Here is an 11,496-nt window from a genome sequence, read left to right as displayed (position 1 = left end):
CCGAATTCAACTACCGGATCGCCGACGCGAACTCGGCGCATATCTTCGTCGGCGTGCAGATCCGCAACCGCAGCGAACCGGCGCAGATCGCCGACGCATTCGAAGCGCACGGCTTCGCGACCGTCGATCTGACCTTCGACGAACTGTCGAAGCAGCACATCCGCTACATGGTCGGCGGCCGCTCGCCGCTCGCGCGCGACGAAAGACTGTTCCGTTTCGAGTTTCCCGAGCGTCCGGGCGCGCTGATGAAATTCCTGTCGTCGATGGCGCCGAACTGGAACATCAGCCTGTTCCACTATCGCAACCAGGGCGCGGACTACAGCTCGATTCTGGTCGGCATTCAAGTGCCCGAGAGCGACCATGCAGCGTTCGAGCGCTTCATCGAAACGCTCGGCTATCCGTGCTGGGAAGAAACGAAAAACCCGGTCTACCGCCTCTTCCTCGCCTGATCTCTTCGGACCGGAACTCACTGATGGCGCTTTCGCTTGTCGACAAACTGGTGGTCGCAATCTCGTCGCGCGCGCTGTTCGACTTCGAGGAAGAGAACCGCGTCTACGAGGCCGGCGACCTGAAGGCCTACGAGGCGTTGCAGCGCGAGCGCCTGAACGTGCCCGCGAAACCGGGCGTCGCGTTTCCGCTGATCCGCAAATTGCTTGCGCTGAATGCCGTCGGTCATCGCGTCGAAGTGGTGATCTTGTCCCGCAGCGATCCCATCAGCGGCCTGCGCGCGTTTCATTCGTGCCGCGAACACGGACTCGCGATCGAGCGCGGGGTGTTCACGCGCGGCCGCGCACCGTTCGCTTATCTGAAGCCGCTGAACGCGTCGCTGTTTCTGTCGGCGAATCAGCAGGACGTGCGCGATGCGCTCGCCGCTGGCTTCCCGGCCGCACGCGTGTTGCCGGAATCGGCGAAAATGGCGAGCAAATACCCGGACGAAATCCGCATTGCGTTCGACGGCGACGCGGTCTTGTTTTCCGACGAAGCGGAACGCATCTTCCAGAAAGACGGCCTGCGCGCGTTCGTCGGTCACGAGATCGACAACAAGCATCTGCCGCTTGCGGACGGTCCGCTGAAGCCGCTGCTCGAAGCGCTGCACCGGCTGCAAAAACTCGCGGACGCGGCCGCGCCGATGCGCATTCGCACGGCGCTGGTGACCGCGCGCTCGGCCCCCGCGCATGAGCGCGCGATCCGTACCCTGATGGCGTGGAACATCGAAATCGACGAAGCGATGTTCCTCGGCGGCCTCGACAAGAGCGCATTTTTGCGCGAGTTCGAGCCGGACTTTTTCTTCGACGACCAGATCGGCCACTGCGAATCGGCCCGCGTCGTAACGGCGACCGGGCACGTGCTGAGTGGCATCGTGAATGCATCATGACACCCGAACAATCCCCGCTCGGTAAGTCCTCGACTTACACCGAACAATACGATCCGACGCTGCTGTTTCCGATTGCGCGCAGCCATGCGCGCGAGGCGATCGGCATTACCGCGCGACTGCCGTTTTTCGGCACCGATATCTGGAACGCCTACGAACTGTCGTGGCTGAACGCGCGCGGCAAACCGCAAATCGCGGTCGCGACGTTCTTCGTGCCGGCCGATTCGCCGAACATCGTCGAATCGAAATCGTTCAAGCTGTACCTGGGCTCGTTCGCGCAGACGGCCTTCGAATCGACCGAGAGCGTGCGCGACACGATCAAGCGCGACGTGTCCGCGTCGTGCGGCGCGACGGTGTCGGTGCATCTGTACACGCCGCACGAATTCAGCAAGCTGAAAATGGAAGAATTCGACGGCCTGTCGCTCGACCGGCTCGAACTCGAGGCGAGCGTCTATCAGCCGGACGCGTCGCTTTTGAGCGCGGCGCACGACGAAGCGCCGGTCGAGGAAACGCTGTTTTCGAACCTGCTGAAGTCGAACTGCCCGGTGACCGGTCAGCCGGACTGGGGCAGCGTGCAGATCCACTATGCCGGCCCGCAGATCGATCACGCAGGCCTGTTGCGCTACATCATCTCGTACCGCAATCACACGGGCTTTCACGAGCAATGCGTCGAGCGGATCTTCGTCGACATCATGAAGATGTGCAAACCGCTGAAGCTCGCGGTGTATGCGCGCTACACGCGCCGCGGCGGGCTCGACATCAACCCGTTCCGCACCAACTACAACCTGCCGATGCCGGACAACATGCGACTCGCGCGGCAGTAACAGCAACGCGCGACCAAGCGCAGCGGTAAACGCGACGAGGGCGCCGCAGGCCATCACAGCCAGCGGCGCCCTCGTCACATCAAAGCCGTCAAAGCGCTCAGGCCGCCGGCTTCTTATAAGCGACGCAATCCACCTCCACCTTGCAGTCGATCACCATCGACGACACCACGCACGCGCGCGCCGGCGGATTTTCGCCAAAATACTCGCGAAACACCTTGTTGAACGACGCGAAGTCGCGCGGATCGTCCAGCCACACACCGCAACGCACGACGTGCTCGGCGCCGTAGCCCGCTTCCTTCAGGATCGCGAACACGTTCTGGATCGCCTTGTGCGATTGCTCGACGATGCCGCCGTTGATCACTTCGCCGTTTTCCATCGGTGTCTGGCCCGACACGAACAGCCAGCCGTCCGCTTCGACCGCACGCGCGAACGGCATCACCTGACCGCCCGTTCCCTTTCCGCCTTCCACGCCATATCGCTTCATCGTCACACTCCTTAAAAAGTCGGGCACGTGCGCGGCGCCCTCGCCGCGCTTGCCGCCATCAATCGATAAAAATCAGAACGCGCCCTGCGCATCGCCCTTCGACGGCGCGCCGCGCGTGACGAACCGGCCAGCCCGCCCGCCCGTCACCGCGCCGTCGCGATACGACAGCACGCCGTTGACCCACACCGCGTCGATGCCGGCAGCGGGCTGCTGCGGCTTGTCGAACGTCGCCACGTCGTGCACTTTCGCCGGATCGAACAGCACCAGGTCGGCGTGATAGCCGATATGCACTTCGCCGCGTTGCGCGAGTCCGAAGCGGCGCGCGGACAGGCTCGTCATCTTGCGCACCGCTTCCTCGAGCGGCAGCAGCGCGGCATCGCGCGCATAGTGGCCGAGCACGCGCGGAAATGCGCCCCACAGCCGCGGATGCGGCAGCGGATCGTTCGGCAAGCCGTCCGAGCCGACCATCGTCGCCGGATGCGACAGGATGCGCCGCACGTCCTCTTCGGACATGTTGTGATAGACCGCGCCCGCCGGTTGCAGGCGCTTGCCCGCTTCCTGCTGCGACACACCCCATTCGGCGGCGACCTCCTTGATCAGCTTGCCCGCCATCTCGGGATGCGGCTCGGACCACGTGATCGTGATGTCGATGTCGCCCGTCACCTGCTTCAGATCGAGCGTCGACGAGCTGCGGTTGTACGGATAGCAGTCGCAACCGACGGGCTGGCCGCCGCGCGCGCCTTCGAGCGACTTCAGCACCTCGACGCTGCGCCCCCAGTTCGACGGCCCCGCGCACTTCAGATGCGAGATCACGACCGGCACGCGCGCATGACGGCCGACGCGGTACGCCTCGTCCATCGCGTCGAGAATCGCGTCGAACTCGGTGCGCATGTGGGTCGTGTACAGCGCGCCCGCGGCGGCGAGGGGCTCGGCGAGCGCCATCACTTCCTCGGTCGGCGCGGCGAACGCCGAACCGTATGCGAGCCCCGAGCTCAAGCCCAGCGCGCCGTGCGCGAGCGCTTCCTCGAGCTGCGCGCACATGCGCTCGATTTCCTCGGCGGTCGCCGCACGATCGAGCCGGTCCATCTGGTTATTACGCAACGCCGTGTGGCCGATCAGCGCGCCGACGTTCACCGCCGGCCGCGCGGCGTTCACCGCGCTCACGTAGTCGGCGAAGGTCGGGTACTGGAACGCGTCGCGCTCGCCGAGCAGGTTCATCGGATCGGGCGGATCGCCCTTCAGCGACACCGGCGATGCGCTGATGCCGCAATTGCCGACGATCACCGTCGTCACGCCCTGGGTGATCTTCGGCAGCATCTGCGGCGAGCGGATCACGTGCGTGTCGTCGTGCGTGTGCACGTCGATGAAGCCCGGCGCGAGCGCGCGCCCCTCGGCCTCGATCACCTCTTCGGCAAGCCAGTTCGATAGATTGCCGATCGCGGCGATGCGCCCGTCGCGGATCGCCACATCGCGCTCGACGGGCGGTGCGCCCGTGCCGTCATACAGTTGCGCGCCGACAATCAGCGTGTCGGCGGCTTCAGGGTGCGAATGCATGGATCAATCTCCTAACGGTTGTCAATCGCCGCCGCCGCGGTGCGCGTCGAGCGCGTGCTTCATGCGGCGCAGCAATTCGCGGCTCTCGTCGCCCTGGCTGACGGCAAGTTCGGTGACGAGCACATCGAGCGCCATCATCATCGCGTAACGGGACGACGACGGCTTGTAAATGAAATCGGTTTCGAACGCGACGATCGGGATCAGCCAGTCGGCGAGCCTGGCCAGTGGCGACGCGGGCGCGGTCACCGCGACCACCGTCGCGCCGTAGCTGCGCGCGATCTTGCAGTTCTCGACCATCTCGGGCACGCGTCCCGTGGTGGACAGCGCGACCACCACGCAGTCGCGCGACACCGTGCTCGCCACCATGCGCTGCAACAGTCCGTCCTGATAGGTCGCGACCGGGCGGCCGAGGCGCACGAGCCTGAAACGCATTTCGTCGGCGAGCGCGGTGGAGCCGCCGCCCATGCCGAACACGTAGATCATGCGCGCATTGCGCAGCGTGGCCGCCGCTTCGGCGAGCGGCGCCTGGCGCAGCAGTTGATGATTGTGCGCGAGCGCGGTTTGCAACTCGTCGAAGACGCGGGTGGCGATCGGCTCGGGTGCGTCGCTTGCTGCGTCGCGCTCGAGAAAACGCTGACCGACCGCGGCCGCCTGCGCGAGCCGCAGCTTCAGTTCGCGCACGTCGCGGCAGCCGACCGCCTTCGCGAAGCGCGTGACGGTCGCGATGCTGACCTCGGCCTGCTGCGCGAGCGCACCGATGCTCGCGCGCGACGCGCCGGTCAGATCGTCGAGGATCAGCGCGGCCACCTTGCGTTCGGCCGAGCGCAACTCCGGCGCGCATTCGGCGATGCGCGCGACGATGTCGAAAGCAATCGGTTCGGCGCTACTGTTCATGACGGACGGTGGATTCGCGGCATGGCTTTCGCGGCCCTTTCCGGCAGCCTTCGAAACCCGTGGTATTAAATAACATTTCTCCGGACATCGTACTTTCGGTAACATGGTAAAGTCAAATCTGATTCTATTTAACCGGACGATGGAGCACGGAGACATGAAAGTTACAAACTATCAGGGCGCGACGATTGATCCTTATAGCAAGGGCTTGGGCATGGTTCCGGGCACGAGCGTCCAGCTGAAGGACGCCGCGCGCCTCGAGTGGAACCTGCTCGCCGAGGACGTCAGCCTGCCTGCCGCCGTGCTGTACGAGGACCGCGTCGAGCACAACCTGAAGTGGATGCAGGCATTCGTCGCCGAATATGGCGTCAAGCTCGCGCCGCACGGTAAGACCACGATGGCGCCGCAACTGTTTCGCCGTCAGCTCGAAACCGGCGCGTGGGGCATCACGCTCGCCACCGCTCATCAGGTGCGCGCGGCGTACCACGGCGGTGTGTCGCGCGTCCTGATGGCGAATCAGCTGGTCGGCCGCCACAACATGATGATGATCGCCGAACTGCTTAGCGATCCGGATTTTGAATTCTTCTGCCTCGTCGATTCGGCCGACGGTGTCGAGCAACTCGGCGAATTCTTCACGTCGGTGAAGAAGCCGCTACAGGTGCTGCTCGAACTCGGCGTGCCGGGCGGGCGCACCGGCGTGCGCGATGAAGCGCAGCGCAACGCGGTGCTGGACGCGATCGCGCGCTATCCGGACGTGCTGAAGCTCGCGGGCGTCGAACTGTACGAAGGCGTGCTGAAGGAAGAACCCGAGGTGCGCGCGTTCCTGCAAGGCGCGGTTGCGGTCACGCGCGAGCTCGTCGAGCAAGGGCGTTTCGCGCGCTCGCCGGCGGTGCTATCGGGCGCCGGATCGGCGTGGTACGACGTGGTCGCCGAAGAGTTCGCGCAGGCGACGCAAACCGGCAAGGTCGAGGTCGTGCTGCGGCCCGGCTGCTACCTGACGCATGACGTCGGCATCTATCGCAAGGCGCAGACCGACATCTTCAAGCGCAATCCGGTCGCGAAGAAAATGGGCGAAGGCTTGCTGCCGGCGCTGCAATTGTGGGCGTACGTGCAGTCGATTCCCGAGCCGGATCGCGCGATCATCGGCCTCGGCAAACGCGACTCCGCGTTCGACGCGGGCATGCCGGAGCCGGCGCGCCACTATCGTCCGGGCCAGCAAGCGCCGCGCGACATCGCCGCGAGCGAGGGCTGGGAAATCTTCGGTCTGATGGATCAGCACGCGTACCTGCGGATTCCCGCCGGCGCCGATCTGAAGGTTGGCGACATGATCGCGTTCGACATCTCGCACCCGTGCCTGACGTTCGACAAGTGGAAGCAGGTGCTGGTCCTCGACCCGCAGTATCGCGTGAAGGAAGTGATCGAGACGTTTTTCTGATTTGGAGTTCAGTGGATTGCGCTGCGCCGTAGCGCGGGCTTTTCTACCGTAGACAAAAAGGCTGTGCGCCCTTGGGCCCACAGCCTTTTTTGTTGTCAGGCGCGGAGAAAAGATCACACGCGTTGGGCCGCCTCGTTCCCGGCGGTTTCCGGGGCCGCCGCAGCGGCGCCGGCCGCTACGCTCGCATTGGCCGCCACTTCGCCGATGCGCGTCTCCAGCATTTTCAGCGCGCTCGACAACGCCGCGAGCGCCTCATCCGGCAATCCGGCCATCGTGTCGTGCAAGAACGCCTGGCGACGCGGCAGGCTCGCTTCGGTCGCGTCGCGACCCGCTTCGGTCAGGCGCACGTTGGTCACGCGGTTATCGCGCGTATCCATGCTGCGCGCAATCCAGCCCAGGCTTTCCAGCGCCTTCAACTGCCGCGTCAGCGCGCCCGGATCGACGCGCAGCCGCTCGACGAGCCGCTTCTGCGACGACTCGCCGGCCTGCTCGTGCAGCGCGAGGAGAATGCGCCAGCGCGGCAACGGATGACCCACCTGGGTCTCGAATGCCGACATGAATGCCCGATACGTGCGACCAAATTGCTGCATGACGGCGACGCGGTCCTGTTCTTCCATAATCTGCCTGTCCAACACCAAATCCAAAAATCAGTCTGCGTGAATCACCGGCTCGAGCTTGCGCTGCAGCTTGACCGGCGGCACGCGGCGGCTTTGCCACACCGACACGACGGCGATCAGCGCGGCCATCGCGAGACCCAGATGAATCGCGCCCACCAGCGACTCGCGCGCGCCCTCGAGCAGCATCGCGCCGTTGTGGCCCGCGTGCGTCAACTGATCGACGAGCGTGGTCTGCGCATCGCGGTTGATCAGGATCTGCGGATCGCCCAGATCGCCGAACCAGTGCGACGCGCCCGCGCCTTCCAGCGCACTGCGCACGCCACTCTTGTACATGTGGGTCACGAGCGTGCCGGTCAGCGCCGTGCCCATCATGCCGCCGATCATCCGCAGCGACTGCAGCAACGCGGTCGCGATGCCGAGGTGTTCGCGGCCCGCGGTCTGCTGCGCGAAGATCGTCAGGTTCGGCATCACGAAACCGAGCCCGAGGCCGCCGACGACCATGAACGACATCAGCACCCATTGCTGCATCGAACGGGTCGCGACAACGATGCCGAGGCATGACAGCGCGAGCATCGCAAAGCCGATGTACAGCATCCGGTTCGGATTCTTGATCCGCGACACGACGCGCCCGTTCGCGATGCTGCCGATCGTGATGAACACGACGAGCGGCGTGATCACGAGGCCCGCCTCTTTCGGCGACATGCCGAAGCCGCCCTGGAACAGCAGCGGTGCGTAGAACAACAGCGAGAACATCGTGAAGCCGCCGAGCACGGCCAGCGTGAACAGCGCGGCGAGGCTACGGTTGTGGAACATGTCGACTGGCAGGATCGCGGTCGGGCAGCGCTTTTCCCATCTCCACAGCGCGATGGCCGACGCGACGCTCAGCCCGAGCAGCGCGAACACGCTCAGCGTGATGCCGTGCTTCGGCAGCAACTCGACGAACAGTTGCAGCGAGCCGAGCGCGATCGCGATCAACAGCGCGCCCGGCCAATCGAGCCGCATCTTGCCTTCATGCTCGACGTGCCGCAGATGCGGTAGGAAACGCCAGACGAAAAACAGCGACAGCAGTCCTACCGGCAGATTCACGTAGAACACCGAACGCCAGCCGTAGTACTGCGTCAGAAAACCGCCGAGCGACGGCCCGACCGCATTGGCGATGCCGAACGCCGAACTCATCAGCACCTGCCAGCGCAACCGCACGACGGAATCGGGGAACAGATCGGGAATGCACGCGAACGCGGTGCCGACCAGCATGCCGCCGCCAATGCCCTGCAAGCCACGGGCGAGCACGAGAAACAGCATGTCGTTGGCCGCGCCGCACAGCACCGAGGCGCCGGTAAACACGACGATCGACGCGATCACGAACGGCTTGCGCCCGTAGTAATCGCCGAGCCGGCCGAAGATCGGCACGGTGATCACCGAGCTCAGCAGATACGAGGTGGCGACCCACGCGTATAGCTCGAAGCCGCGGAGTTCGGACACGATGGTGGGCAACGCGGTGCCGACCACAGTCTGGTCGAGCGCGACCAGCATCGTGACGAACGAGATGCCGAGCATGGCCAGCAGGGATTCGCGGAAGGGTAAGACTTGCCCACTCGAATGGTGGGCGGCGGTATGGACAGCCATTTTTGATGCAGCAAAAGTTGACGTGTCAAAAGATTGCAAATCATATCACGGAGCAACGCTCCACGCGCGACGGAACACTTCTTGCAACGCGGTAGACTCACTTGCAGTACCCACTGCCATGACATGCCAGGGAGGCTCATGCAGCCCAGTTCGCTCGCAGCATCATCGTTATCGGAGCAGGACCTCGCCGCGCTGCGGCGCGCCAAACACCAGCTCGAAAGCCCGGCGCTCGCGATGAAGCTCGCAAGCGTCGTCGGCGCGCCGATCGAAAAGCTGCTGTCGCGCATTCCGGCGTTCGCCAACGAAAAAGTGTCCGATGCGACGCAGGCCGCGTTGCGCAAATGTCTATCGATCGCGCTGCGCACGCTCGGCCGGCGCGACGACGCCAGGTTGCTCGCGCCCGACAAGCCGAACAACCTGCTGCACAAGTTCGCGGTCGCGACGACCGGCGCGGCTGGCGGCGCGTTTGGATTGCTCGCGCTGCCGGTCGAGTTGCCCGTCACGACCACGCTGATGTTCCGCTCGATCTGCGACATCGCGCGCAGCGAGGGCGAGGACCTGACCTCGGTCGACACGCAGCTGCAATGCCTGACCGTGCTCGGCATGGGCGGCACCTCGAGCGAGGACGACGACGCCGACCTCGGCTACTTCTTCATGCGCGGCGCGCTCGCGCAGGCGGTGTCGAAGGCGTCGTCCGAGGTGGCGAGCAAGGGCTTCACGGCCCACGGCTCGGCGGCGCTGCTGCGGCTCATCAACGCGATCGCCGCGCGCTTTTCGGTGCAGGTCAGCGAGCAGATCGCGGCCAAATCGATTCCGGCGATCGGCGCGGTGCTCGGCGCGATGGTCAATACCGTGTTTATCGATCATTTCCAGCAAGTCGCGCACGGGCACTTCACCGTGCGGCGGCTCGAGCGGCAATACGGCCAGCAAACGATCGAAGCCGTCTATCGGACGCTCGACATCACGCTCGACGTCTGAGCCCTGTTCGCGGCGCGGCTCGTCGCGCGTCGCACGAAGGCGGCCGCGCGATCGAGCGCGCGGTTTGCCTCCGGCATGAACGGCGCGAACATCGGCCATACGTGCGGCAGGTTTTTCCACACTTCGCATTCGCAATCGACTCCTGCCGCGTGCGCGTTGTCGGCGACGCGGCGCGCGTCGTCGAGCAGCACCTCGGTGCTGCCCGCCTGCAGGAACAGCGGCGGCAGACCGCGCAGGTCCGCGTAGACCGGCGACGCGTACGGATGGGTGGGCGGCGCGTCGCCCAGATAGACCTTGGCCGCACGCTCGATCGAGGCGCCGCAGAACATCGGATCGACGCTGTCGTTGGTGCGCAGGCTCGCGCCGGTCGTCGCCAGATCGGTCCACGGCGAGAACAGCAGGCCGCCCGCGGGCATCGGCGCGCCGGCGTCGCGCAGCGCGACCAGCGTGGCGAGCGCGAGACCGCCGCCGGCCGAGTCGCCGGCGATCACGATCGAACACGGTGCGATGCCCATCGCGAGCAACTGTCGATAGGCGGCGGTGGCGTCGTCCAGCGCGGCCGGAAAACGATGCTCGGGCGCGAGGCGGTAGTCGAGGGAGAAAAGCCGCGCGTCGGCGCGGGTCGCGAGAGCGAACGTCAACGACCGATGTGTGCGCGGCGAGCAGAAGTAGTAACCGCCGCCATGGCAATACAGCACCGTAGTCTCCGCGCCGCCGGCCGTGCCGCCGTCCACTCGCTCCAGCCATTCGCCGACGAGCGGCGCGTCGCCCGCGCCATACGTTTCGCGCAGATGCCAGCCGCGCGGCACGCGTGGCGACCACACGCGCTTCGACGTCAGCGCGCGCGCCCGGTCGACGTTGATAAACGGTTTGAGAGTTTCGGGCCGGAACTGCCTGCGCAAATACCAGCACGCGAGCGCGCTTTGCCAGCTCATCGGGACATGCTCCTTCGTTGAAGTCCCGTCATGGTACGTGGGGTGGCGGGGGTGCCGTTGGTTTGGCGAGTTCCAATCGCGTGACGGTGATCGTGGCCGCCGCACGCGGGCTCGGCCAACGCAAGGCCCAAGCCTAGTTCGCCGGCAACACCTGCCCGCGAATTTCACCCGTCGGATTCTGCGCGGTATGAATATTGAAGTACCACTGCCCCGCCATCAGATCCATGACCTGCTGCTCAGTTAGCTTCACCGTGCCTTTGATCGGACTCGCGAGCCCATTCTTCTCGATTGGCACCTGAACTTTCGCGTTCTGGCCGACCGGCGCGGGACCGTGGAAATGCGCGGCAGTGACCGGACCGCTCAAGCCCTCGTAAGTAATAGTCCACTGCAGCGATTGGGTGGACGTATCGAACATCGCATTCAGCATGCCATGCCCGTGACTCACACGCGGCGGCACTTCGCTCGACGGCTGGAGATTCGCCCTCAGCGCAACCGTATCCGCAAATGCAGCGCTCGATGCAAGTGCCCACAACACCACGGCCAGATTCAATTTTCGCTGCGAAATCATGTTCTTCTCCGGACATTGACGCGCCGCCGCGGCATCGTGTCGGCCGTGCGGAGCTTCCACATACTAGTGCAAATCATTTGGAGCCGGTGAGGCGGGGATGGTGGTTTGCGCGGGAGCCGCCTTAAGCGAAAAGCATAGCGCTCAATCGTTTTAATCGATTTAATCAAAAAGTTAATTGCGCGATTTGTAATGAATAAATCACGTTGTTCCTG

The 11,496-nt window shown here is 64.8% G+C and carries 11 protein-coding genes and 1 pseudogene; 5 read left to right on the top strand and 7 right to left on the bottom strand.

All coding sequences use genetic code 11. From position 1 onward, the window contains the following. From GCT19_RS10650 to queF, 3 genes and pseudogenes are all read left to right on the top strand, one after another. Positions 1 to 449: pseudogene (locus GCT19_RS10650) on the top strand (threonine ammonia-lyase, biosynthetic); the annotation flags it as partial. Positions 450 to 472: 23 nt separating this feature from the next. Further along, positions 473 to 1,375 carry a 5'-nucleotidase gene (locus tag GCT19_RS10645; protein ID WP_018434640.1) on the top strand — a complete coding sequence of 301 codons (903 nt, stop codon included), beginning with the start codon at positions 473 to 475 and terminating at the stop codon, positions 1,373 to 1,375. After that, complete coding sequence (gene queF, locus GCT19_RS10640; RefSeq protein ID WP_152851834.1) at positions 1,372 to 2,196, top strand: NADPH-dependent 7-cyano-7-deazaguanine reductase QueF; 825 nt, start codon at positions 1,372 to 1,374, stop codon at positions 2,194 to 2,196. Before GCT19_RS10645 ends, queF begins: the two co-directional genes overlap by 4 nt. Positions 2,197 to 2,293: 97 nt before the next feature. Here the strand turns inward: queF and GCT19_RS10635 are convergent, their stop codons facing one another. The 3 genes from GCT19_RS10635 to GCT19_RS10625 all read right to left on the bottom strand — a co-directional run bounded on the left by GCT19_RS10635 (position 2,294) and on the right by GCT19_RS10625 (position 5,128). Then, positions 2,294 to 2,680 (bottom strand): RidA family protein, encoded by a 387-nt coding sequence (locus tag GCT19_RS10635; RefSeq protein WP_008923846.1) that lies wholly within the window; start codon positions 2,678 to 2,680, stop codon positions 2,294 to 2,296. Positions 2,681 to 2,752: 72 nt separating this feature from the next. Next, on the bottom strand, positions 2,753 to 4,234 hold the full coding sequence (locus tag GCT19_RS10630) for an N-acyl-D-amino-acid deacylase family protein (RefSeq protein ID WP_018434642.1): 1,482 nt from the start codon (positions 4,232 to 4,234) through the stop codon (positions 2,753 to 2,755). A gap of 21 nt (positions 4,235 to 4,255) precedes the next feature. Beyond that, entirely contained in the window at positions 4,256 to 5,128 is an 873-nt protein-coding gene (locus GCT19_RS10625; protein ID WP_152851833.1) for a MurR/RpiR family transcriptional regulator, read from the bottom strand. A gap of 154 nt (positions 5,129 to 5,282) precedes the next feature. Between GCT19_RS10625 and GCT19_RS10620 the strand changes: the two genes are divergently transcribed. Beyond that, complete coding sequence (locus tag GCT19_RS10620) at positions 5,283 to 6,560, top strand: amino acid deaminase (RefSeq protein WP_018434644.1); 1,278 nt, start codon at positions 5,283 to 5,285, stop codon at positions 6,558 to 6,560. Positions 6,561 to 6,673: 113 nt separating this feature from the next. On the opposite strand, the gene GCT19_RS10615 is transcribed toward GCT19_RS10620, so the two are convergent. Both GCT19_RS10615 and GCT19_RS10610 read right to left on the bottom strand, forming a co-directional pair. Continuing rightward, a complete protein-coding gene (locus GCT19_RS10615; protein WP_152851872.1) occupies positions 6,674 to 7,177 on the bottom strand; it encodes a MarR family winged helix-turn-helix transcriptional regulator in 504 nt (167 codons plus the stop codon). Positions 7,178 to 7,207: 30 nt separating this feature from the next. Beyond that, positions 7,208 to 8,803 carry an MFS transporter gene (locus GCT19_RS10610; protein ID WP_026228521.1) on the bottom strand — a complete coding sequence of 532 codons (1,596 nt, stop codon included), beginning with the start codon at positions 8,801 to 8,803 and terminating at the stop codon, positions 7,208 to 7,210. A 138-nt stretch (positions 8,804 to 8,941) separates the two neighbouring features. Between GCT19_RS10610 and GCT19_RS10605 the strand changes: the two genes are divergently transcribed. After that, the gene (locus GCT19_RS10605) at positions 8,942 to 9,781 is read left to right on the top strand and encodes an EcsC family protein (protein WP_152851832.1); all 840 of its coding nucleotides are present in this window, start codon (positions 8,942 to 8,944) and stop codon (positions 9,779 to 9,781) included. On the opposite strand, the gene GCT19_RS10600 is transcribed toward GCT19_RS10605, so the two are convergent. Together GCT19_RS10600 and GCT19_RS10595 are read right to left on the bottom strand one after the other, a co-directional pair. Then, positions 9,748 to 10,716 (bottom strand): alpha/beta hydrolase, encoded by a 969-nt coding sequence (locus tag GCT19_RS10600; RefSeq protein ID WP_152851831.1) that lies wholly within the window; start codon positions 10,714 to 10,716, stop codon positions 9,748 to 9,750. The genes GCT19_RS10605 and GCT19_RS10600 overlap by 34 nt on opposite strands. A gap of 133 nt (positions 10,717 to 10,849) precedes the next feature. Beyond that, positions 10,850 to 11,284: a CHRD domain-containing protein gene (locus tag GCT19_RS10595; RefSeq protein ID WP_152851830.1), complete on the bottom strand. Its 435-nt coding sequence runs from the start codon at positions 11,282 to 11,284 to the stop codon at positions 10,850 to 10,852. Between the last annotated feature and the right edge of the window lie 212 nt (positions 11,285 to 11,496).

Origin of the sequence: Paraburkholderia atlantica (genome assembly GCF_009362785.1) — a bacterium.
Classification (GTDB): domain Bacteria; phylum Pseudomonadota; class Gammaproteobacteria; order Burkholderiales; family Burkholderiaceae; genus Paraburkholderia; species Paraburkholderia atlantica.
The sequence above is the reverse complement of the archived record's forward strand: the minus strand, read 5'-3'. Positions and strand labels throughout refer to the sequence as shown.

Bases quoted from the DNA above. Each gene is read 5' to 3' on its own strand.
- queF (WP_152851834.1), top strand. From the start codon at position 1,372: ATGACACCCGAACAATCCCCGCTCGGTAAGTCCTCGACTTACACCGAA.
- GCT19_RS10630 (WP_018434642.1), bottom strand. From the start codon at position 4,234: ATGCATTCGCACCCTGAAGCCGCCGACACGCTGATTGTCGGCGCGCAA.
- GCT19_RS10645 (WP_018434640.1), top strand. From the start codon at position 473: ATGGCGCTTTCGCTTGTCGACAAACTGGTGGTCGCAATCTCGTCGCGC.
- GCT19_RS10620 (WP_018434644.1), top strand. From the start codon at position 5,283: ATGAAAGTTACAAACTATCAGGGCGCGACGATTGATCCTTATAGCAAG.
- GCT19_RS10635 (WP_008923846.1), bottom strand. From the start codon at position 2,680: ATGAAGCGATATGGCGTGGAAGGCGGAAAGGGAACGGGCGGTCAGGTG.
- GCT19_RS10625 (WP_152851833.1), bottom strand. From the start codon at position 5,128: ATGAACAGTAGCGCCGAACCGATTGCTTTCGACATCGTCGCGCGCATC.
- GCT19_RS10615 (WP_152851872.1), bottom strand. From the start codon at position 7,177: ATGGAAGAACAGGACCGCGTCGCCGTCATGCAGCAATTTGGTCGCACG.
- GCT19_RS10600 (WP_152851831.1), bottom strand. From the start codon at position 10,716: ATGAGCTGGCAAAGCGCGCTCGCGTGCTGGTATTTGCGCAGGCAGTTC.
- GCT19_RS10595 (WP_152851830.1), bottom strand. From the start codon at position 11,284: ATGATTTCGCAGCGAAAATTGAATCTGGCCGTGGTGTTGTGGGCACTT.
- GCT19_RS10610 (WP_026228521.1), bottom strand. From the start codon at position 8,803: ATGGCTGTCCATACCGCCGCCCACCATTCGAGTGGGCAAGTCTTACCC.
- GCT19_RS10605 (WP_152851832.1), top strand. From the start codon at position 8,942: ATGCAGCCCAGTTCGCTCGCAGCATCATCGTTATCGGAGCAGGACCTC.